Source organism: Pseudoflavitalea sp. G-6-1-2, assembly GCF_012927185.1.
Taxonomy (GTDB): Bacteria; Bacteroidota; Bacteroidia; order Chitinophagales; family Chitinophagaceae; genus Pseudobacter.
On record NZ_JABBGB010000003.1, the window covers coordinates 1,304,789 to 1,326,910 of the forward strand.

Sequence of the window (22,122 nt, forward strand, 5' to 3'; positions counted from 1 at the left end):
GTTCGATTTTGTGCGCTTTTGCGGCCTTTCCCTACATTTGTGCCCGACAAGCTAACCTTAAAACTTGCCATCTATGAGTATTGTCAACAGGAAAGTACTGACCTTAGACGAATTTACGATCCAGCAATTGCGTGATTTCCCACATGCTACGGGCGAATTGAGCGGACTGCTCAGGGATATCGGCCTCGCCGCCAAACGCGTGAATGTAGAAGTGAACAAAGCCGGCCTGGTAGACATTCTGGGCGATGCAAACACCGTGAATGTGCAGGGCGAAGATGTAAAAAAACTCGATGTATTTGCCAATAATCAGTTTACGGGCGTGCTGCAGCACGGTATCAGCTGTGCCGGTATCGCATCCGAAGAACTGGATGAGTTTGTGGCTTTCGACGATGCAGTAAGCAAAAATTCAAAATACGTTTGCCTTTTCGATCCTCTCGACGGCAGCGGCAATATCGATGTGAATGTAAGCATCGGTACCATTTTCAGCATTTACCGCCGTGTAACCCCTCTGGGCACCATAGCTACGGAGGAAGACTTCCTCCAGCCCGGCAGCAAACAGGTTGCAGCAGGATACATCGTGTATGGTTCATCCACCATGCTGGTGTATGCCACACGCAGAGGGGTGAATGGTTTCACACTCGATCCATCGATCGGGGAATTCTGCCTGAGCCATCCGGATATCAAATGTCCGGAATGGGGCAAGATCTACTCTGTTAATCACGGAAACTTCTTCCAATACTCAAAAGGCGTTCAGCTGTATATCGATGCCTGCCAGAAGCGCACCAAAGATAACGGTGGCCCCTATACGCAGCGTTATATCGGCAGCATGGTGGCCGATGTGCATCGCAACCTCATCAAAGGTGGCATCTTCATGTACCCCGGTACATTCGATAAGCCGAAAGGCAAGCTCCGCCTGCTGTACGAGAGCAATCCATTTGCCTTCATCGTTGAAGTGGCAGGAGGAAGAGCTACCAACGGTAAAGAGCGCATTCTCGATATCATACCTACCGAACTGCACCAGCGCACGCCGCTGTTCATCGGAAGCAAGGGCATGATGGATGAACTGGACGCCTCTCTGGCGCAGTATTGATTGAATTTTTGCAGAGTGTTATTGTTTTCTGGTACGAAATTGGAGTAGCAGCAGTAAAATCAGTATCAATGACTAAGAACCTGTTGAATGTGCGACCTATGTTACTGTTGATGATCGGTGGAATTGCAATGGCAATGGTTGCCTGCGCCAGCAAACCGGCATCCTCTTCTTCCTCCAAAACTAATACTACCACTCCGGCTCCTCGAACTGTTACCACTGCGAGTACAGCAACGGGGTTCGAAGCAGATATATTGGCGCTGATCAATAAGCATCGCAAGGCAAAGGGATTGGCGGCATTGCAAACGCATCCTGCCATTACGGAAGAAGCGAGAAGGCATAGCATGGCTATGGCAACTAATCGCATAGCATTTGGACACGGAGGATTCAATATCAGAAGTAAAATTGTGACGTCGAAAATACCGGGCACCAATGCAGTTGCAGAGAATGTGGCGTATGGAAGCACTTCTGCAAAAGAAGTGGTGGATGGATGGATCGCCAGTACCGGACACAGAAAGAATATTGAAGGGAATTACAAGTATACCGGGATAGGAGTGGCGAGGGATAAGAAGGGTGACTTGTTTTTTACGCAGATATTTGCGAAGTAAGAAATTAATTAAGATATTGTGGAACAGCCTTTGTTTGACGGATGTCGGATAAAGGCTGTTTTTTTTCACTACCTTGTGCCCTCAAACTCCCGGAACCATGAGCAATGTCATCATCTCCGTAAAAGACCTCGTTAAAAAATACGGACAATTCGAAGCCGTAAAAGGCATCAGTTTTGAAGTGTACGAAGGGGAGATCTTCGGCCTCCTCGGTCCAAACGGAGCCGGTAAATCAACCACCCTCGAAATCATCGAAACCCTCCGCGAAAAAACATCCGGAGAGGTTACCGTAAAAGGTTTCAACCTCGACAACGAACCCGAAGAAATCAAAAAGATCATCGGGGTTCAGCTCCAGACTTCCGGATTCTATCCTGGTCTCAATCTCATGGAACTGATCGCACTCTTCAGCGGGCTCTACAACCGCAAAGTAGATGCAAAAGCATTGCTCAGCAGCGTGAACCTGCTCGATAAAGCAAAAAGCAAATTCAAAGATCTCAGTGGTGGACAGAAACAACGTTTCTCCATTGCCACCACGCTGATCAATGAACCCGATATAATTTTTCTCGACGAACCCACAACCGGCCTCGATCCGCAGGCCCGCCGCAATCTCTGGGAGCTGATCAAGGATATCCGCTCCAAAGGCACTACCGTGATCATCACCACCCATTACATGGATGAAGCGGAGATACTCTGCGATCGCATCGCCATCATCGACTCAGGAAAAATAGTGGCGCTCGATACCACCGATAAACTCATCGACGATCTCGTGGCCACCGGTTTTGAACGACCCAAAGAAGTGAAGAAAGCCAACCTCGAAGATGTATTCATTCATCTTACAGGACATACGCTTCGCGAAGAATAAACAATAAGCTCATCATATGGATCTACGTTTCCCGATCGGACATTATGAACCACAGCCTTTCAGTGCAGCACAAAAACGCAGCTGGCTGCAGGATATCCAGTTTCTTCCTGGTCTGCTCGAAAATGCCATCGAGAACCTCGATGAACCTCAGCTCAGCACGCCCTACCGCGATGGCGGCTGGACGGTTAAGCAGGTAGTGCATCACGTAGCCGACAGCCATATGAACGCCTATATCAGAATGAAGCTCGGCCTCACCGAAGACAATCCTGTTATCAAAACATATGAAGAAGGGCTCTGGGCCGAACTCGATGATGTAAAGAATGTGCCCATCAACATGAGCATCACTTTGCTCTACACCCTGCATACACGCTGGCATGCAGCCCTGCTGCATCTGACGGATGAACAATGGAAACGAACCGTCTTCCATCCTGTAAAGAAAGCCAATGTAGACCTCTGGTACATGCTCGGAAACTATGCCTGGCATGGCAAACACCACGTAGCGCATATCACTTCCCTGATCGAAAGAAAAGGCTGGTAAGCATCTAAAGAACGTACTATGACCAAAGACCTCCGCTGGAAAACCATCCACTCAGAATATCTTTTCAAAGACACCTGGTTCACCGTTCGAAAAGACAAATGCGAAACTCTCGATGGAAAGATCATCGAGCCTTACTATGTGTATGAATTCCCAACATGGGTAACTGCGCTTGCGCTCACAGAAGACGGTAAGGTGATCATGGAAAAACAATATCGTCATGCACTCGATGTAACTGCCTGGGAACTGCCGGGAGGTTGTGTGGATGATACCGATCCGTCATTTGAAGCAGCTATCGCAAGAGAGCTGATGGAAGAAACCGGCTATGAATTTTCGAAGTACGAATACCTCGGCAAAACATCCTGCAACCCCAGTACCAACAATAACTGGATGCATATGTTCCTCGCCACCGGTGGCAGAAAAGTGAAAGAGCAGGAGCTCGATCACAACGAAGAGATCATTGTGGAATTATTTAGCATCGATGAACTGAAAGCCATCATGGACAGACAGGAAATTGTGCAGAGCATGCACATCACCACCATCTTCTATGCCTTGAAGAAATTAGGCGTATAACCTCAATCGGGAATCACTACTTCGCCCACTACAAATATGCTTCCGCAAACAAGCACCAGATCATCTGCATGTGCTGCATGCATGGCTGCCTGCAATGCCTCATTCACCGTTGGATAATGATTGCCCTGCAATCCGTATGCATGGCCTTTTTCAGCGAGTTCATCCTCCGGCAATGCCCGCGGGATCTGCGCCCTGGTGAAATAATACACCGCTTCTTTGGGTAGAAGCGCCAATGCATGATCCACATCTTTATCGCGCACCATACCTGTAACAATATGCAGGTGACGGTATTCTGTGAGTTCGAGTTGAGCTACTATCTGGCGGATGCCATCTTCATTATGTCCCACATCCAGCACCAGCAGCGGTTTGGTGTGAACCACTTCCCAGCGGCCATGCAAGCCTGTTAGTTTCTTCACTTCACGGAGCGCCTGCTGCACTACCGGTGTGGGCAGTTTCCATCCCTTGAGTTGCAGTTGGTGCACAGCTTCGAGTACCGTGATGAGGTTTTTTGTTTGATAATATCCGGGAAGATCGAGTGTGTACGTAGTTCGGTTGTCGCTGCCTTTATGCGCTACATCCACCACCAGCTCGTGATGCTGGTATTTCCAGTCGGCAGCATAACGGAGATATTCAGCCAGCAGGAGAGGAGCCTGCCTTTCTTCCGCTGCTTTCTGAAATACCGGCAAGGTTTCAGCGTTGGTTTCGCCTACTACTGCGGGTATGCCGGGCTTGATGATACCTGCTTTTTCAAAAGCAATTTTATCGAGCGTATCGCCCAGCAGATTCATATGATCATAACCGATATTGGTGATCACAGAAATTTCGGGCGTGATGATATTGGTGCTGTCCAGCCTGCCTCCGAGGCCTGTTTCGATTACTGCGATATCCACTTCTTCCTGTACAAAATAGTCGAAGGCCATGGCCACAGTGATCTCGAAGAAACTCGGCTCGATGGCATCGATGGCAGGTTGAATGCGTTTGGTGAAATCGATCACAAACGATTCGGAGATCATCTGGCCATTGATGCGGAACCGCTCACGGAAATCGCGGAGGTGCGGCGATGTGTAGAGTCCGGTTTTATAGCCTGCACTTTGCAGAATGGCTGCCAGCATATGACTGGTAGAGCCCTTGCCGTTAGTGCCTGCAATATGGATGGTTTTGATCTTCTGATGCGGATTGCCCAGAAACTCGCAGAGGGCAAGCGTATTGGTGAGATCTTTTTTATAGGCGGCTGCTCCGAGCCTGCTGAACATGGGCAGGCGATTGAACAGGTAATCGATGGTTTGCTGGTAAGTCATTTGTTGTAATGGATCACAAAACTAAGGATCAGATAAAGCTGATCAAAAATTTTAATGCGTAGGTACTATTTTGCCCGGAATTTGCATTTTATGAGTGGTCTTGTTAATTTTGGCACTTACCGCCGATCCGTATCCTGTCAGAAAAACGATTATACCACCCCCATTACCTACGGCAATAGCAGTTTTGTACCGCCGTGTTGAACATGGATCATGTTCATATTACTGGCCCGGACATATTGTTCAGGCAGTCTCCAGGCGGAGTCCATACAAAGCAGCAACACCTGATGCCGTACATGCAGTATTCTTATTCTGCATGAAAGTATCTCCCGGTTGAAGCAATTGAATATCTACTACGAACAGACAGTGCATTGTGCTGACGCTGCACATTGCACTGGCTTATGCTATGCATGCATGCGGATATGCATGCGGACAATTCTTTAACTGAATCAAATTTTCTTTTGCTATGCAATACCTGAACCCTTCCGGAAAACTGAAAACCCGTTTATCCCGTCCGAAAAACATGATTGGCCGTTGCATCAGAATAATTACCTTATCGCTGCTGGGGATGTTTGCCACTCATCAGTTGCTGGCGCAAAAGCATTATGCAAACGGGGAGAACAATACAATCAATGGTATTTGTGTCGGATGCGGTGTACTCAATTCCAGTATGGCTGTAACAAATACCGATCTCACAGACTTCTCAACCATACTGGTGGTGCCGGGGATAAAGGATGGATATGCAAAGCAAATACTGATCTTTCCGCAGGTATCACAGGGAGGGAAAGACAGCATTGTGATCAGGATCGGTACAGTATCCCGTTACACTGATGCTGCTGCTTTCCAGAAGGTTGAAGTAACTACCTACAATGGTGTTACTTCCAATAACGACCGTTTAAGTCTGACTTCTTCTGGTGTAAACCTTGTACCAACAAATGATCCATGGACATGGGAGATCAGAATAATGCCTGTCCACGCTTTTGATCGGGTAGAGTTGCGGGTGAATTCTGATCTGGTGAGCTTTGTCAGCGCTGTTCAGGTGTATTATGCCTATTACAAGCAGTATGTATTACCCGATGCCAATGGCGTTGTATATGTAAAGAAAGGAAGTACCGGTAACGGAAGCTCATGGGCCAATGCCATTGGAGAGCTGTCTGATGCACTGCTGTACGGAGAGTTCAACCCCGCCGTAAAGCAGATCTGGGTAGCCGGAGGAACATACTATCCAACCTATAGTGCCGTGGATGGTGCCGAAGGAACCAATGGCGGCAAAACAAACAGCTTTGTACTGCCAGACAATGTAAAGATCTACGGAGGTTTTGCAGGAACCGAAACAACACTGGCCCAACGTGATCTCGGCATATCCGCCAACAGATCGGTACTCAGTGGTGATCTCGATAACAATGATGATCCGAATGGAGTTATCTTGGGCCTCAATGCCACGCACGTTGTAATTGCTGCAGGTGGTACTACCCATCTGGATGGTTTTTCCATCTGGGGTGGTGTAGCTGAAACCCTTGCAGGCTTCAAATGGGTGAACGGACTTCAGGTGCCCATTCAGTTTGGGGCTGGTATTATGGTGGAGTCTTCAACTGCAAACCTCAGAAACCTGTTCATACAAGGCAATATGGCAAATATCGGTGGAGGAATCTGCGGTCGTAACGGCACTTTGATCATCGAGAATGCTGTAGTCACCGGTAACTATGTACAAGACTGGGGAGGTGGTATCGGTTCAATCGGGGCGAGTGTCACTATTATCAATTCAACCATCAGTGGGAACATCGCAGGTTCTTACCCCAGTATCTTCCATACCAGCGCAGGAGGTGTGATTGTTTCAAATGCCATTATTGCCCAGAATACTTCAATAAAGGGAAATACCGCTTCATCGGGTGTAACCGTAGAGTATAGTATAATTGATGAACCATGGATGGGCCCAACCAATCTGATACAGGTTGATCCCCTTTTTAAAAACAGGCCTGTCAGTAATGTTGCCTATACTGGCGGTGATTTCAACGTAAAAGCAAACAGCCCTGCAATCGACAACGGAAATAATAACAAAGCTACTTTTACTACAGATATTACAGGTAAATCCCGCATCGTAAACGGAAAGGTAGACATTGGCGCCTATGAGCGTCAGCTCCTGTCTCAGACCATCGATGCAACCGATATCACCAAACTCTATAGTGATCAGCCTTTCCTGAGCAATGCAACTGCATCATCTGGTCTTGAACTGAACTACTCCTCATCAGACAACAGCATTGCTGAAGCCTTCCGTGATGCAGCCGATGGCAACAAATGGAAAATACGCACCTTCAAGGTAGGGCAGGTAAAGTTTACCCTTACACAACCCGGAGGTAATGGTTATGAGGCCGCCACTCCCAAAATATGGACGGTAACCATCGAACGCAAACCAGTTGCCTTTTTCCTGAATTCTACAACAGTATTTCAGCGAAAATATAATGGTAACAATCAGACCGTAGTTCAACCTTCGGATTTCTCTTTTGTATCGGGAGGTATCATCAACAATGATGAGGTAGGCTTTCAACTGAACGGAGTGATTGCTACTTACGATGACGCAAATGCAGGAACAGGAAAAACTGTTACGGTCAGCACTTCAGGCATTACACTGAATGGCGCTGCTGCCGGCAATTATGTGCTCTCCAATTTAGGACAGTTTTTCAACCTCAACACCGGTGTGATTCTTCCCAAAGAGCTCACTGTAACTGTAGCAGGCGTAACTAAATTCTACGGAACCCCTGATCCCGGATTCTTCTATTCCGTTCAGGGTCTTCTCCCCGGAGATAACGTCACAGGCGCTGCTTCAAGAACACCCGGCGAAGATGCAGGTACTTATCCGTTTACCCAGGGAACCCTCACTGCCGGCCCGAATTATACACTCATAATGGCGGACAAAACGCTGATCATTACCCCAAAGCTGGCCGTCATCTCCTTTAATGCGAATGCTGTTATTCAGAAAACATACGATGGCAATACCAGCGCAACTATAAACGCCGGTGATCTTACCATTGGTGGCATTGTAAACAATGATCAGTTAGGGATTGATCTCTCCAATGCGAATGCTACCTACAGCAGCAAAGATGCAGGTCTGAGATCCATTACATTGCCTTCAGCAGGTATCACGCTTACCGGAGCCAAAGCAGGTAATTACAGTCTCGGCAATGTGCTTATTGTTCATAGCGGAAACAATATTGCCATTCTTCCCAAACCATTGACGGTAACAGCAGCTCCCGCTACAAAAGTGTATGGTAGTGCTGATCCTGCTCTTACTTACACCGTATCACAGATGGTGGCTGGTGAGCAGCTTTCGGGAGGGCCGTCCAGAATGGCTGGTGAAGATGCAGGCATCTATCCAATCAGTCGCGGTTCCATTGCTGCAAGCTCAAACTATGCACTTACTTTCATAGACAATCAGTTCACCATTACCAAAGCACCACAGGTGATCACCTGGTCACAGAACCTCAGCATCGGGTGCAATGGCATCAATCCTGTTGCATTGTCTGCAAGCTCCAACAGCGGAATGCCGGTGTCATATATCGTTGGCAACCCGGGGCTGGCCACTATCAATGGCAATATTCTTACGCCACTGAAACCAGGACAGACAACCATTACGGCAGTACAACAGGGCGATAATAATCACGAAGCCGCTACCCGCGTGTCGCAAACATTCCATTACCAAAGTCCCGATGCCATCCGTCAACGCTGGAACGATGTTCTCGTATTCGACAACAGCAACAACGATTACGTACAATGGCAGTGGTTCAAAAACGGAACAAGCATCAACGGAGCCACACAACAGTACTACAACGAAGCAGCAGGATTGAAAGGTGACTATTACGTGATCGCCACCACGAAGAACGGAGAACAGCTCCAGTCCTGCCCATTGACAGCCACCGGAGCAGCTTCAGGCGGACAGCTGAAAGTAGCGCCCAACCCCGCAAAACCGGGATCAACCATTTCCGTCAACTGCAACTACGATGCCTCCCTGCTGACAGGCGCAAAACTGCAACTGACATCTGTTACCGGAACAGTGATGCAGCAGGTAACAAACGTACTGCCGCTGACAAAACTCGATATGCCGGCTACAGGCGGACTGTACATCATTACACTGGTACTGAACAACGGGCAAAAAGCATCCCTGAATATACTCGTTAAATAAATTCTGCTACCAAAACCATTATATCATGTCCCGAAACCTGCTTTATCAATATTCATCATTGCTACCTGCTTTGATAAAAAACAAAGCAGTGCTGCTTTGCCTGTTACTGAGCCTTCAACTGCCTGGCTTCTCGCAGATAGAATATGCCGATCGGCAGCAATCGCCCATCATCGGAGGGACCTGCCTGCTATGTAGTGTACAAGACCCCTCAGCAAGTATAGATGGAGATCTGAATACCGGGTCTGTTATCAATGTTACCGTGGGTTCAAACGGTACTGTGGGACAGCTGCTGAAATTTTCCAACCGCAGCAACGGAGGCAAAACTGACAGCCTTGTAGTAGCATTGGAAATACCGGGAGCAATACCGGATGCCAACCTCCTGCAAAATGTTTTTTTGACAGTATACGACGGCTCTGCGCCTGTTGATCCCGCTGTGGCGCTAACCAGCCAGTCCATGCGGCTTACAGGAAACGGCGGCAGGTTTGAAATATCCATGCTGCCTGTAAAAGGCTTCGATGGCTTGCTTGTTTCCATGAACGGGTTCAACGGTACTATAGTGCTGAAAATATTGTACGCGTATAAACGACCGGCAAAACATCCGAATGCAGCAGGCATTCTGTTTGTAAAAAAAGGAAGTTCAGGCACCGGTGAATCCTGGTCCAATGCATTGGGCGAACTGGCAGATGCCATGCACTATGCCAGATCAGCACCAGGTGTAAAACAGATCTGGGTATCAGGAGGCACTTACACACCTAAGTATGGTTATGAAGATGGACAGGCATACACAGCCAGTACTCCATTTCAGGGCTTCGTACTGCCTGATGATGTAAAGATCTACGGAGGATTTGCAGGAACCGAATCGGCTCCCGCCCAACGTAACCTCAGCAATATTTCAAACAGAACAATACTCAGCGGAGATATAGATAACAACGATGTGCCCGGCGAAATTCCTACTTTAAGCAACAGCCAGCACGTAGTGGTGGCCGCAGGAGGTACAACCCATCTGGATGGCTTCTTCATCACTGCAGGAGTAGCCTGGCTTTCAGAATCAACACCCCGCATAACAAAGGGTAAGAATAATTTCTCCGATCGCGGCTCAGGCATTTATGTGATTGGTGCTACGCTCGAACTTTCCAATGTGTATATTCAGGGCAATCATGCCGGCATGGGCAGTGCATTGACAAATGAAAGCGGTACAGTAACCATGTCTAATGCAGTGATCGCAGGTAACTATTCCTATGCAATAGCGGGTGCAGTGATCAACAGATCGGGGAGTTGTGTGATTTTGAATACAACCTTCAGCGGCAACTATTGCACTAATGGCCCTTCTGTACTGAATAATAATGCATCCTCCACCAGCATTACCAATTCAATACTGTACGGCAATCACGGAGCCTTGGGTACAGTGGACAATAATGCTTTGCTGGAGATCAGCTACAGCATTGTGGAAGGAGGATATGCAGGAACCGGAAATATCACCGGTGATCCGAAATTCAAAAACATGCCCGCTGCCACCACACGTGGATTCACTGGTGGAGACTACAGGCTTGGATCGGGTAGCGCAGCACTCAATGCAGGCAGCAATGATCGTTTGTCCGGTACCGGAATCATTTTCCCCCGTAACATGGCAAACCAGGCATGGGGCAATCGGTGCAACGGACAGCAATGTGCCGTTATCAATTTCGATAAGGCCGTCATAAACAACAGATTTGACGATTATGCCTTACTCGATCTTCCGACTGTGACGGAAGGAGTAATTGGAACAGCCGAATTTACCGTTGGATGGAACTCAATGCCTTCAATGAAAACCGGTACTTTTATCGGTTTCATCATCGGACAGCAGAGTAACCCACTCGATGAAACCCTATTGAACAAACTCAGAATAGAGCTGAAAATTGGGAGCGGCACAACAGTTTATACAATGATAGGGTTCAGTGAAATGCAGAAAGGTACCCTTAACGGGCAGGAGGTGAATTATGTTGGAGTCAAAGCGCCCGTTGATTTTGGGAATGCAATGTTCCAGCTCACCCAAATACAAGGAGCACCAACCAATATAAGAGTGCATGGAGCTTTTTATCAGCTACCGGGACTGAACACCACACTCGAAACCGATATCGCCGGAAACCCCAGAATATTCAATAAAGCCAATGGTGGTATTGTAGATATGGGGGCTTACGAAATGGGCTTGAACGCCCAGCAGATCAACGTGAACGATCTCACCAAAACCTACGGTGATGCAGCTTTCGCGCCGGGCTTCACCGCCACTTCCGGTCTCGAAGTAACCTACGCATCATCCAACAATACCATCGCAGAGCCTTACAGGGATATCAACGATAACAACAAATGGAAGATCCGCATCAAAAAGTCAGGCAGCGTAAACATCACTGCAAGTCAGGCAGGAAATGATGAATGGGAAGCGGCCCCTGATGCCGTATTCACGCTTGGCATCAGCCGAAAACCAGTGACTGCCTCCTTCAGCTCAACAGCTGTATTGCAGAAGAGTTACAACGGCAATGAATACCTTCAGTTACAACCTTCGCAACTTGTTTTTGCAGCGGGCGAAATTGTGAATGGAGATGATGTGCAGCTATCCCTCTCCAATGCAACTGCTGTCTTCGATAATAAAGATGCCGGAACCGGCAAGCTGGTTACATTGCCGCGCGGAAGCGTAACCCTCAACGGTACTGCCGCTTCTGAATATCAGATCAACATCACAGACGATATCACCAGCAACAACGGCATCATTCTGGCAAAAAATGTTACTGTAACCGCCAGGCCCGCCACCAAAGTGTACGGCCGGGCAGATCCTCCACTGGTATATGATGTGAATGGATTGTTGTTCCAGGAAACGCTTTCGGGTACCCTCACCAGAGATCCCGGCAATGAAGCCGGAAGCTATGCCATCAAACAGGGCACACTCACCGGTTCGCCCAATTACAGCATTACGTACACAGGTAATCAATTTGTGATCACCAAAGCTACGCAGCAGATCAGTTGGTCGCAGGATCTCACAGTGGGCTGCAATTCAACGGTCAGTCAGTTAAACCTGTCTGCCTCTTCCAATGCCGGCCTTGATATAGTTTATTTGATTGCCAACAGCAACCTGGCCTCCATTGCAGGCAATGTGCTTACTCCGCTCAAACCCGGAGAAACTACCATCACTGCCACACAGCCCGGCGACAAAAACCACGAAGCCGCCAACTCCATTGTACAGACTTTCCGCTATCAGAAAGCAGATGCCATCCGGCAGCGCTGGAATGATGTACTCGTTTTCGACAACAGCAACGGAGATTACGTACAATGGCAATGGTTCAAAAACGGAACCAGTATCAGTAATGCAAATCAGCAATACTATAATGAACCTGCAGGGCTCAATGGCAGCTACTACGTAATTGCCACCACCAGAAACGGAGAGCAGCATCAGTCCTGCGCCGTAACAGCCAATGGCGGTACCGCAACTGCACTGCTGAAAGTAGCGCCCAACCCTGCAAAGCCAGGATCAACTGTAACGGTCACCTGCAATTATGCGCCTGCCTTACTCACTGGGGCAAAACTGCAACTGACATCAGTAACCGGAACAGTTGTGCAACAGATCAATAATGTAACACCGGTAACACAGCTTACAATGCCGCCCACAAGCGGGATGTACGTGATCACATTATTGCTGAACAACGGACAGAAAACAACTTTGAACATACTGGTAAAATAATCAACCCCTCACTTAACTACAGAACAATATGAAACTCGTAAGAACAATTACAACGTTGACTTTGCTCGCAGGTATTACCAATGCCAATGCGCAGGAATTCGGCGTAGAGCTGAATGGCGGCTTGCAGGGAATGCAGCACAGCCCCAAAAATGCCAGCAACAAACTGCAACCCGGTGGTGGTATCGGCCTGAATTACACTTTTCATTTCGGCAAGAGATGGGGATTGTTTACAGGCATCACTGCAGGCAGTTATCTTTCCAAATCCACATTGAATAACGGAACTGTTTTAACCTCTAATGAAGTGGATGAGGAAGGCTCTGCATTCGAGTACAGAATCAAAGCAAATAATTACGAAGAGAAGCAATCTTTTCTGGCAGCGGGTATTCCCATTATGGCGCAATACCATACCACCGGTAAAACGCAGTGGTATCTGAATGCAGGAACTAAGATATTGTTTCCTTTCAACGGAAAAACAAAAGGCTCTGCCGATCAGTTGGCGCTCACCGGCTACTATCCGGACTTCAATGTAGAGTTTACCGATCTTCCGCAACACGGATTCGGTACCATCAACAACTGGAAGAACGATGCAAAGCTCGATTTGAAACCAACAGCCACTATCAGTGCTGCAACGGGTGTAAGCTTCATGCTCAGCGAAACCATGCGTTTGTATACAGGCGTGTATTTCGATTACGGCGTAAATGATATGCGCAAGAATAAAGACGAAGGTGCATCGCTTGTTACCTACAGTTCAACCGGTGTAGAGAAAGCTGAAGTGAAGGGAATGCTTCCGGCCAGCAGCAATGCACATCTGCTTGCATATGGCGTGCAGGTGAGATTGGGCTTTACCAAAAAGAAAGCTGCGCAACCGGTGTATGTTGATGTGCCTGTCGCCATCATCGAAACGCCGAAACCCAAAGATACCGTTGTGGCAACAGCTCCGCCACCACCTCCACCGGCCCCTGTTGTTGAAGAGAAACCTGCTCCGGCCCCTGCTCCAAAGCCAACCATCACCGCTACGGAAGAAGAGGTAGTGAAGCAACCGGTAACTTTCTATACCCTCGGCAAAACAAGTGTGCCTGAAGGGATGAAATCACATCTGGATAGCGTTGCGAACATCCTGCAACAATACCCCGACCTGAAAGTGTCCATTGTTGGACATACCTGCGATATCGGCTCTGAAAAAGAAAATGAAAAGATCGGTACACAGCGTGCATTGGCAGTTGCTGAATATCTGAAGAGCAAAGGTGTTGCTGCAGATCGCATTGAAACCAGCACTGTAGGTGAGGCGCAGCCGATTGTTCCGAACGATTCAAAACGTCACAGAGGTGAGAACAGAAGAGTAACTATTACTGTGCAGTAAGAATTGAACTGAAGAAATATAGTTAAAGGGCGTCTGATGCAGGCGCCCTTTTGTTTTTGAGATAATTTGATTGAACCGCTTAATCGTCTGTTTTTTAGGACAATAGGGTGTTTGGAGAAACATTCAATTAGACTTAAATTTGTTGAAACGAATTCAACAATTATGCAGGTAGCCAATATTCGTCAGAAGCTTCATCAATATGTTGACAAAGGTGATGAAAAGTTACTGAAGCTGATGTATGCAGTAGCTAAGGAATATAATGAGGAAGATGACTTTGAATATGAATTTACTGAAGAAGAGATCAAGCTTCTTGATGCCCGCCGATCTAAACGTTTAAGTGGTGAGAGCAAAACACTTAATTGGGAAGATGCCAAATCCATCATAACCGGTAAAAAGAAGCTTTAATGCATAAACTCGTGTTGCAGTCTGAGGCTGTCAATGATATGCAGGAAGCATTTGAATGGTATGAACAACAAAAGGAAGGATTAGGCTTCGATTTTATTGATGAAGTGGAAAACAGTTTTGAAAAGATAAAAAAACATCCTCACTATTATACTGCAATTAATGCAAGGTATAGAAGGCTTAAAGTAAACAGATTTCCTTATCTGGTAGTTTTTGAAACGGAAGCAGAGACAGTGATTGTCAATTCAGTATTTCACACAAGTAGAAGGTCTCCAAATGATTAATTGAGTTAACCAGTTAAGACAATAATATTAGTCAAAACGAAAGAGGGTATCCGTGGATACCCTCTTTATAATTAAGCTAACGCTTATATGAGTGAGGATTAGTTGCTGACTTTGAAATTGAACAACAGTGTTCCCACCGATTCCTGTCCACTCGGACTGAACTTCACCTGCAATGCTTTCTGCACTGCAATACTCTTGAACTGTGCTTCTGTAGTGGTAGATCCTCTTGGCTGGAATACTGCTGAAACCACTTTTCCTGTTTCATCTACCCGTATATCAACATACACTTTATTGTTTTCATTGAAATCGTCTTTGAAAGAGGGGAGTGCTGTTATTCTTCTTCCCTGCAATCCTTTGGAGATGCTTACTCCGCCTGATCCTCTTCCGCCGCCAGTGTAGTTGTCGGAATTAGGATTGCCGCCAGGTCTTCCCTGATCGCCTGTACCACCAGCTACACCCTGATTGCCTCCTTTCTTGTAACTGTCCGCTTCATTGCCTCCGGTGCCGGTTCCGCTCATTCCTTTCATGGTGGCTTTCGGTTTGGGAGGTGCCGGTGCAGGAGGTGTTTCAACAGGTTTCTTCGTGGGCAATGCTTTCACTACTTCCTTCTCAGGTTTCTTAGTGGCATTGGGTTTTGGAACCACGATTGGTTTCTTTACTTCAACGGCTTCCTTATCATCATTCTCTTCGGGATCTTCTTTTACATTATCGTCGGGTGTATTCGCTGCAGGTGGAGGAGTGTAGGCAGTCTGCTCTGCGGGTGCCGGTGCACCGGGCTCCATTGGCTGATCATCGCCAAGACCCTGATCGCTGCTGCCGAGATTTACCTCTATGCCTTCTTCGGCAGGAGGTTCGGGTATGGGTGGCAGTGACCATCGTACAAACAGGAATATCAGCAGCATCACACCACAGATGATGGCGGTGTAAGTACCTGCCTGCAGATTCTTCTTCGATTCAAAATTATCTGTCATACGCCTGAGATTCTGTGTACGAATGTACCAATGTTTCACAAGAACGTTGCAAATACTATGCTAATTGTTAAACGGTTTCTTAAAATCAGTTATTTGAAAAAGATGTCATATGCAAACCGGAGGATGGTAGCGCATACTACAATCAGAAAGAAAATGCGGATGAATGAATTGCCTTTGAGCAACGCCAGCTTTGCACCGAGCCATCCTCCCACCATATTGCAGGCCGCCATCGGCAATGCAATGCTGAAGAGGATCTTTCCGCTTAACAGAAAGAATGATATAGAACCCAGATTGGTACTGAGATTCACAAATTTGGCATTGGCGCTCGCATTGAGAAAATCGAATCCGAGTATGCTGATGAAGGCGAGTACGAGAAAGCTGCCTGCACCCGGACCAATAAACCCATCATAAAAACCAATCACCACACTGATGATGGCAGCATACCACCATTGCTGTTTTTGCGAGTGCTGCTTCTCGGTATGTGTGCCGAACTTTTTATTGGTGTAAGTGTAAAGGGCCACCAGCACCAGCACTACCAGCAGCAGCGGTTTCATAAAACTGTTGCTCACCATGCTCAGCAGTTTCGATCCGCAGAAGGCTGCTGTGAAAGCGATGCAGGCCATCAACGCCAGCATTTTATAGTTGAGCGTTACCCGTTTGGCATATTGATACGCAGCTACGGATGTGCCGCTGAATGCGGGTATCTTGAGTGTGCCGATCACCGTTGCTACCGGATGTTGCGGCAGCAGCACCAGTGCGGCAGGCGTTTGAATCAGTCCGCCACCACCTACAATGGCATCGATAAATCCGGCGAGGAAAGCAACTATGCAAAGTGCGAGCATGGGAAAGTTCAGCTGTTTGGGGTAAGAGAAAAAAATATGCCGGTAGCGTAGGGTACCGGCATTAAGCGTTTAGTGTGCGAAATCAACTTCGTAATCTCCTTTGATCCTTTCCATCGGAGGATTGAAGTAACCGAATTTGAGATGAGGGAACTCTTCGCGGATCAGTTCCTGCATCTGTTTAACACCAAGCATTTCAGTTTCTCCGTGGTAACCGATCTTGCCCAGGTACCAGTCCGGATCGATATTGAAATTGCGCCACTGTATCATGCTGAGATCTGTATCGATGATGAGCTTGCGGAGCGCTTCGTATTCTTCCACACTGTCCGTCATGCCCGGAAATACGAAGTAGTTGATGCTTGCCCATCCACCATAGGAGCGCATTACTTTCAGGCTCTCGATGATGTCTTCAAACTGATAGTTATTCGGACGATAATACGGATCGTAAATATGTTTGCGTGCCGAGTTGGTGCTCACGCGGATGGAGTTCAAACCCACTTCGCACAATGCTTTCACGGCATCGGGTTTGGAACCGTTGGTGTTGATATTGATCGATCCTTTGGACGTGTGCTTGCGGATTTCGATGATGCTTCTGCGGATGGTTTCCCACATCAGCAGCGGCTCTCCCTCGCATCCCTGACCGAAACTTACGATCGGGAATGGTGCTGACTCAAGATGCGGAACCGTGAATTCCACAATCTCTTCGGCCGAAGGTTTGAAGGTAAGGCGATCCTGCGTTGATACAATCTCTTCGTCTGTTGGCTGGAAGGAGATGCAACCAATGCAGTTGGCATTGCAGGCAGGAGAACTGGGGATAGGGCATTCCCATCTTCCCATAAAATAGTTCCGCGCAGCCGGGCAATTATACGTAAGGCAGCATTTCTCTGCCAGGTGTTTCACCAGTCGGTTATGCGGATAGGCTTTGAGGAAATCGGCCACGCCTGTCTGGATCTTCACATCGTTGAACCCGCCACATTCCTGACGGATATCCTGTTCGATGCGAACGGCGGGAACATAGAATTTATCGTTGTGCCATGCGGCAGCGGTATAACAGAAGAGTGGGAGCGTAGGTGCATCGTGTGAAGTCTCATACGCGGCCAGGTAGAGGCCGGTATGTGCGGGAGGAATGAAAGCCGCGGCGGCCCATCCTTTTTCACAGAGGCGCATTTCGCCGGTGTTCACATCGATGCCGATGGCGCGCCTTCCAGGCAGTTCATAGAGATTACCGCCTTCGGGCAGTTCTATCCAGTCTTCAACGGGAACGGGAAAAGCATCCCATCCTGCACGGCCCACGGCATAAAGGGAGGTATCTTCAAAAATATTTCCCTTTCCATCTGAATAGAGTAAATACGGACTTTCTTGTAATACAGCCATCGGGATCCTTGTTTTTTGCGGCTCCGGCGGGGCCGGGCCGTCCCGATCCATCGCTTATCGCCTGTTTATTCCTAAGTAATGCCTGCAAAATTCGTGAATTTGATCCAGTTCTTCGAATTCCAGATTCTTTTGCAGCTCAAAATGATAAGATTTATTTCCGGAGGTCTGTACCGTGATGCTGTCGTACTGTGCTTCTATCTCATTGATATTGCTCCAGATAAAGAATTTTTGCTCGGGCAGATCGGGGATAGTGATGCCGGTATGATGGATGGCAATATATTCATCGGTCAGCAGCTTTTTTTCGCAATAAAAGAGGTAGAAACAGGCGGCGCTGAGTATCAGGTGCACCAGGCCGATGATATATCCTCCTTCGGCCAGCATCGTAATGCCGATGCCGAAGAAGAAAAAGAATTCAACCAGCCGGAAAAAGAGGTTCACTTTGGGCAGGGCCTTGAGAATATTGGCCCCGGCAAATACCAGAATAATGATGTCTACCGCAATCAGCAGCAGGCAACCGAGATAAAAATAATTGGCGTGATGTGAAAAGAAATGAGCCACGGCATGTAAAAGAATGAAAAATGCGGCAGCAAGATGCAGAAAACGCCCGGAGCGTTTTAGTTTTTGGAATTCGGGATGCACAACCGGGAGTGATAGGGAGTTCATAGCAGTGCAGTTTCTCCCTAGATGCAATCCGTGATTTATTCCACAGAACTTTTCGACGAAATTTTCAGCCGCTCCTGACAGTAGTTGTTGAACTCGTCCTCATCGGCTTCATCTTCTTCATCATCTTCCACTTCGCGTTGCAGAATTTTGTTATCTGTAAAGTCGAGCGTGATCAGTCCGTCTTTGAGAACGATGTTGCTGAAGCGATCCCATGCGTATCTTTTTTTGAAGAGGGAATTGATCACAACCGCATTATCGGAGAAGCCGATCTCAAGTGAGTATTTCGCCTGGTATTCGAGCAGGGCCAGTACGATAAATAAAAAGGAAAGCCATTGCATGTAAGGCATCTTCATCCACACCAGCGCGGCTATGAGCAGGGCACGGCTGTAATAGACCTTCTTTCCTTTGGCAGATTGCCAGATATTGAACACCAGCACGCCGGTTACGAAAATGGCGCCTACCAGGTAAGCAAAGCTGAGATGCTGCTGCATCACCAGTTCTTTTACGAAAAAGATCACGGAAGCTGCGCTCAGCAGTATGCCGAATATATCGATGGACCTGTGATGCTGGTTCTTGAGGCTTACAACGTACTGATAAACCATGCCAATGGAATAAGTTATGAATTACTTGCCGTCAGCAAATTACATAACTTCCACAAAACACGCGCACCTACGTTTGCATCCCATTCAATATCTCCAACACCTACTTCACTGAGGTCGAAACCGATGATGGTGCGTCCGCTCTGGATCACACGTTTCAGCAGGTAGAAGATATGAGCAGCCTCAAATCCACCGGGAACAGGCGTTCCGGTATTGGGGCAAAGTTTCGGATCGAGGCCATCGATATCGAAACTTACGTATACCTGTTGGGGTAATTGTTCAACTATTTCGTCGGCAATTTTTTTCCAGGTTTCGCCTTCGAATAATTTCTCTTTGATGTCTTTATCGAAGAAGGTAACTACACGGTCTTTATTGGCCTGCAGATAATCCCATTCTTCCTGACAATAATCACGCACGCCCACCTGTACCAGTTTGCTGAGTGCAGGAATTTCGGTGAGAGCATTGTACATGATGCTCGCGTGGCTGTACTTGAAATTCTCGTAAGCCTTGCGAAGATCGCAGTGCGCATCTATCTGCAGAATACCAAAATCCGGATGTTTCTCGGCGATGGCTTTGAAGTAGCCGAGTGGGGTAGAGTGGTCGCCGCCGAGAAGGCCAACGAGCTTGCCCTGTTGCAACAGCTGACGGGTATGTTCGTATACCCAGTTGTTGAGATACACACCACCTTCATTGATCTCCTTGAGAGATTTGCACATGAAGTTGTTCTTCTCTACGATCTCACCTTTGGAAGTGTAATCGATATAGAGCTCTGCCTCTTTGCGGAGGTAATCGCTTTTGAGCAGAATCTTTCTGTCGGGGCTTCGCATATGAAAGCCCTGTTTCCAGGCCTCCTTGCAGTCGGCATCAAAAAGATCCACCTGCATGCTTGCCTTAAAGATATGATCTGCCGCCCTTGCAGTACCAGCGTTGTAGCTGACTGTAACTTCCCATGGAATGGGCAAAATTACCAGCCGGGCATCTTCCTCTGAGAAGGGTAAGCCAAAAATGTTGTTGTTCGGATTACTCGCCCCATTGGGATCGAAATGCGATAAGTCTGTCATTGTTTGAAGGAACTCCCCGTTTAAAAAGCCGTGCAAGTTACACACGTATTACCAAGAAGCAAAATATTGTGGATAGGTTGCAGGGAAAGAATCGCTGCAAAAGGGAAAAGGGTGGCTGTAGGACCTATTAACGGAATGAAAGTCAGATTATTGTATGATACTCTGATTTTGGTAAAATGAACAAATTTCTGGGGATAACCTGCTTCGGAAGAGCGCAATTTACCTGCGGCATGTCCGAATGGTTTCATCTGTGAAAAGGAGCTTTTCATGCGATAAAACGCATAATCCTCCTGATATGCTGCAACATATCTTTTCTTCAGGCGACCTTCCCTGCATGAGAAAATTGCTGTTCATTGTAATCATCCTCCTGATGGCTTCGGCAAGCCAGGCACAAAACCAGGCCTGCATTACGGAAGACATCCATCGTTTCTGGGAAGCTTACGAAAAAATCATCACTACTTCAGATTCTGTAAAGCAACTCGAATACATCAAAACGATTTATATCGATAAAGGCACGCCAGGGCTGAAAAGCATCATGGCTGCCCGGCGATACACTGCCGAAGAGTATGTGAAAAACATCAACAGTTTTCCCCGCTTCTGGAAATCCATCAGAAGCAATACCCTCAAAGCAGACAGCGTTGCCAGAGAGATCGAAAAGGAGATCGGCAAACTGCGGAAGATCTATCCTGCGATGAAACCTGCACCGGTTTATTTTACTGTCGGCGCTTTCAGAACCGGCGGTACAGTAAGGGATGGCATGGTACTTATCGGAGCGGAAATAGCCATGACCGACCGGCAAACAGTTACGGATGAGTTTCCGGAAAGTATGGCACATCTCAAAAACATTCAATCGGACAGAATAAAAGAAATGGTCTTTCTGAATTTCCACGAGTACGTGCATACGCAACAGAAGGTAGCGTACGGCAATCACCTGCTGGCACAATGCCTGATGGAAGGTGGGGCCGAGTTTGTAGCCGAGAAAGGAAGTGGTCAGAAAACCACTGCAGCCTCCGTGATATATGGAAATGCCAATCGGGACAAAGTAAGAAACGTTTTCAGCAAAGTGCTCTTTTCTCCCAATTTCGGCTACTGGTTCTGGAGCAACGAAAAAAATGAATTCGGTACCCGCGATATGGGCTACTATGTTGGATATGCCATCTGTGAAGGCTATTACAAAAAACAAAAAAACAAAGAGAAAGCCATCAGCTCTATCATCGAACTCGATTACAACAACGATACGGCCATCGCTGCATTTGTAGATCAGTCCGGTTATTTCTCCGAACCGCTTTTTGCACTCCGCAAAAAATACGAAGCAGCACGACCGGTAGTAACAGGCATCAAAGAATTTGCAAACGGAAGCACCAGTATTGATACAGGCATCAAACAAATCACCATTCAGTTCTCTGCACCAATGGATACCCGTTACAGGAGTTTCGATTTTGGTCCGCTGGGAGAATCCAATGTGCTGAAATTAGTGAGCCTGATCGGCTGGTCCGAAGATCGGAAATCTGTAAGCTTTATTGTTGATCTGAAACCCGCATTGCGTCAGCAGATATTGCTGAACTACGGATTCAGAACTACGGAAGGCTTGCAGCTGGTGCCTTACCTGATCGATATCGAAACTGCGAAGTGATTATCGGGTGAAGCAACGGTCTGTTGTTGCCTTTTTTGCCCTTTGGCAGACTTTTCTTAAAAAATCTTTTCTGTGTCTCAACAAAATCGTTAA

General features: G+C 47.4%; 18 protein-coding genes. 11 read left to right on the forward strand and 7 right to left on the reverse strand.

Translation table 11 applies throughout. The annotated features are described in order from the left end of the window. Positions 1-73 precede the first annotated feature (73 nt). The 5 genes from fbp (at position 74) to HHL16_RS22675 (ending at position 3,662) form a co-directional block, all read left to right on the forward strand. Positions 74-1,090 (forward strand): class 1 fructose-bisphosphatase, encoded by a 1,017-nt coding sequence (gene fbp, locus HHL16_RS22655; RefSeq protein ID WP_169427614.1) that lies wholly within the window; start codon positions 74-76, stop codon positions 1,088-1,090. Between the two features lie 68 nt (positions 1,091-1,158). Continuing rightward, positions 1,159-1,695 carry a CAP domain-containing protein gene (locus HHL16_RS24885; RefSeq protein ID WP_206022539.1) on the forward strand — a complete coding sequence of 179 codons (537 nt, stop codon included), beginning with the start codon at positions 1,159-1,161 and terminating at the stop codon, positions 1,693-1,695. 97 nt (positions 1,696-1,792) lie between these two features. Beyond that, positions 1,793-2,554: an ABC transporter ATP-binding protein gene (locus tag HHL16_RS22665; protein ID WP_169427615.1), complete on the forward strand. Its 762-nt coding sequence runs from the start codon at positions 1,793-1,795 to the stop codon at positions 2,552-2,554. A 16-nt stretch (positions 2,555-2,570) separates the two neighbouring features. Continuing rightward, complete coding sequence (locus HHL16_RS22670) at positions 2,571-3,092, forward strand: YfiT family bacillithiol transferase (protein ID WP_169427616.1); 522 nt, start codon at positions 2,571-2,573, stop codon at positions 3,090-3,092. Positions 3,093-3,110: 18 nt separating this feature from the next. Continuing rightward, complete coding sequence (locus HHL16_RS22675) at positions 3,111-3,662, forward strand: NUDIX hydrolase (protein WP_169427617.1); 552 nt, start codon at positions 3,111-3,113, stop codon at positions 3,660-3,662. A gap of 2 nt (positions 3,663-3,664) precedes the next feature. Here HHL16_RS22675 and HHL16_RS22680 read toward each other — a convergent pair whose 3' ends face one another. Next, complete coding sequence (locus tag HHL16_RS22680; RefSeq protein ID WP_169427618.1) at positions 3,665-4,960, reverse strand: folylpolyglutamate synthase/dihydrofolate synthase family protein; 1,296 nt, start codon at positions 4,958-4,960, stop codon at positions 3,665-3,667. 463 nt (positions 4,961-5,423) lie between these two features. Here HHL16_RS22680 and HHL16_RS22685 point away from each other — a divergent pair, with 463 nt between their 5' ends. From HHL16_RS22685 to HHL16_RS22705, 5 genes are all read left to right on the forward strand, one after another. Then, positions 5,424-9,134, forward strand: a complete 3,711-nt coding sequence (locus HHL16_RS22685; protein ID WP_169427619.1) for an MBG domain-containing protein — start codon at positions 5,424-5,426, stop codon at positions 9,132-9,134. Positions 9,135-9,159: 25 nt separating this feature from the next. Continuing rightward, a complete protein-coding gene (locus HHL16_RS22690) occupies positions 9,160-12,843 on the forward strand; it encodes an MBG domain-containing protein (RefSeq protein ID WP_169427620.1) in 3,684 nt (1,227 codons plus the stop codon). A gap of 28 nt (positions 12,844-12,871) precedes the next feature. Then, positions 12,872-14,203, forward strand: coding sequence for an OmpA family protein (locus HHL16_RS22695; RefSeq protein ID WP_169427621.1), 1,332 nt, complete (start codon positions 12,872-12,874; stop codon positions 14,201-14,203). A 162-nt stretch (positions 14,204-14,365) separates the two neighbouring features. Next, positions 14,366-14,608, forward strand: coding sequence for a hypothetical protein (locus HHL16_RS22700; protein ID WP_169427622.1), 243 nt, complete (start codon positions 14,366-14,368; stop codon positions 14,606-14,608). Next, on the forward strand, positions 14,608-14,889 hold the full coding sequence (locus HHL16_RS22705) for a type II toxin-antitoxin system RelE/ParE family toxin (RefSeq protein WP_169427623.1): 282 nt from the start codon (positions 14,608-14,610) through the stop codon (positions 14,887-14,889). Before HHL16_RS22700 ends, HHL16_RS22705 begins: the two co-directional genes overlap by 1 nt. Positions 14,890-14,987: 98 nt before the next feature. Here the strand turns inward: HHL16_RS22705 and HHL16_RS22710 are convergent, their stop codons facing one another. The 6 genes from HHL16_RS22710 to HHL16_RS22735 all read right to left on the reverse strand — a co-directional run bounded on the left by HHL16_RS22710 (position 14,988) and on the right by HHL16_RS22735 (position 20,396). After that, positions 14,988-15,860, reverse strand: a complete 873-nt coding sequence (locus tag HHL16_RS22710) for a hypothetical protein (RefSeq protein WP_169427624.1) — start codon at positions 15,858-15,860, stop codon at positions 14,988-14,990. Positions 15,861-15,949: 89 nt separating this feature from the next. Then, positions 15,950-16,702, reverse strand: coding sequence for a TSUP family transporter (locus tag HHL16_RS22715; RefSeq protein WP_169427625.1), 753 nt, complete (start codon positions 16,700-16,702; stop codon positions 15,950-15,952). Positions 16,703-16,771: 69 nt separating this feature from the next. After that, positions 16,772-18,073 carry a radical SAM protein gene (locus HHL16_RS22720; RefSeq protein ID WP_169427626.1) on the reverse strand — a complete coding sequence of 434 codons (1,302 nt, stop codon included), beginning with the start codon at positions 18,071-18,073 and terminating at the stop codon, positions 16,772-16,774. 54 nt (positions 18,074-18,127) lie between these two features. Then, entirely contained in the window at positions 18,128-18,736 is a 609-nt protein-coding gene (locus HHL16_RS22725) for a hypothetical protein (protein WP_169427627.1), read from the reverse strand. Positions 18,737-18,771: 35 nt separating this feature from the next. Beyond that, complete coding sequence (locus HHL16_RS22730) at positions 18,772-19,338, reverse strand: hypothetical protein (protein WP_169427628.1); 567 nt, start codon at positions 19,336-19,338, stop codon at positions 18,772-18,774. A gap of 14 nt (positions 19,339-19,352) precedes the next feature. After that, on the reverse strand, positions 19,353-20,396 hold the full coding sequence (locus tag HHL16_RS22735; protein WP_169427629.1) for an agmatinase family protein: 1,044 nt from the start codon (positions 20,394-20,396) through the stop codon (positions 19,353-19,355). Positions 20,397-20,691: 295 nt separating this feature from the next. Between HHL16_RS22735 and HHL16_RS22740 the strand changes: the two genes are divergently transcribed. Continuing rightward, positions 20,692-22,029, forward strand: coding sequence for a hypothetical protein (locus HHL16_RS22740; RefSeq protein WP_169427630.1), 1,338 nt, complete (start codon positions 20,692-20,694; stop codon positions 22,027-22,029). Positions 22,030-22,122: the final 93 nt, after the last annotated feature.

Bases quoted from the DNA above. Each gene is read 5' to 3' on its own strand.
- fbp (WP_169427614.1), top strand. From the start codon at position 74: ATGAGTATTGTCAACAGGAAAGTACTGACCTTAGACGAATTTACGATC.
- HHL16_RS24885 (WP_206022539.1), top strand. From the start codon at position 1,159: ATGACTAAGAACCTGTTGAATGTGCGACCTATGTTACTGTTGATGATC.
- HHL16_RS22665 (WP_169427615.1), top strand. From the start codon at position 1,793: ATGAGCAATGTCATCATCTCCGTAAAAGACCTCGTTAAAAAATACGGA.
- HHL16_RS22670 (WP_169427616.1), top strand. From the start codon at position 2,571: ATGGATCTACGTTTCCCGATCGGACATTATGAACCACAGCCTTTCAGT.
- HHL16_RS22675 (WP_169427617.1), top strand. From the start codon at position 3,111: ATGACCAAAGACCTCCGCTGGAAAACCATCCACTCAGAATATCTTTTC.
- HHL16_RS22680 (WP_169427618.1), bottom strand. From the start codon at position 4,960: ATGACTTACCAGCAAACCATCGATTACCTGTTCAATCGCCTGCCCATG.
- HHL16_RS22685 (WP_169427619.1), top strand. From the start codon at position 5,424: ATGCAATACCTGAACCCTTCCGGAAAACTGAAAACCCGTTTATCCCGT.
- HHL16_RS22690 (WP_169427620.1), top strand. From the start codon at position 9,160: ATGTCCCGAAACCTGCTTTATCAATATTCATCATTGCTACCTGCTTTG.
- HHL16_RS22695 (WP_169427621.1), top strand. From the start codon at position 12,872: ATGAAACTCGTAAGAACAATTACAACGTTGACTTTGCTCGCAGGTATT.
- HHL16_RS22700 (WP_169427622.1), top strand. From the start codon at position 14,366: ATGCAGGTAGCCAATATTCGTCAGAAGCTTCATCAATATGTTGACAAA.
- HHL16_RS22705 (WP_169427623.1), top strand. From the start codon at position 14,608: ATGCATAAACTCGTGTTGCAGTCTGAGGCTGTCAATGATATGCAGGAA.
- HHL16_RS22710 (WP_169427624.1), bottom strand. From the start codon at position 15,860: ATGACAGATAATTTTGAATCGAAGAAGAATCTGCAGGCAGGTACTTAC.
- HHL16_RS22715 (WP_169427625.1), bottom strand. From the start codon at position 16,702: ATGCTCGCACTTTGCATAGTTGCTTTCCTCGCCGGATTTATCGATGCC.
- HHL16_RS22720 (WP_169427626.1), bottom strand. From the start codon at position 18,073: ATGGCTGTATTACAAGAAAGTCCGTATTTACTCTATTCAGATGGAAAG.
- HHL16_RS22725 (WP_169427627.1), bottom strand. From the start codon at position 18,736: ATGAACTCCCTATCACTCCCGGTTGTGCATCCCGAATTCCAAAAACTA.
- HHL16_RS22730 (WP_169427628.1), bottom strand. From the start codon at position 19,338: ATGGTTTATCAGTACGTTGTAAGCCTCAAGAACCAGCATCACAGGTCC.
- HHL16_RS22735 (WP_169427629.1), bottom strand. From the start codon at position 20,396: ATGACAGACTTATCGCATTTCGATCCCAATGGGGCGAGTAATCCGAAC.
- HHL16_RS22740 (WP_169427630.1), top strand. From the start codon at position 20,692: ATGCTGCAACATATCTTTTCTTCAGGCGACCTTCCCTGCATGAGAAAA.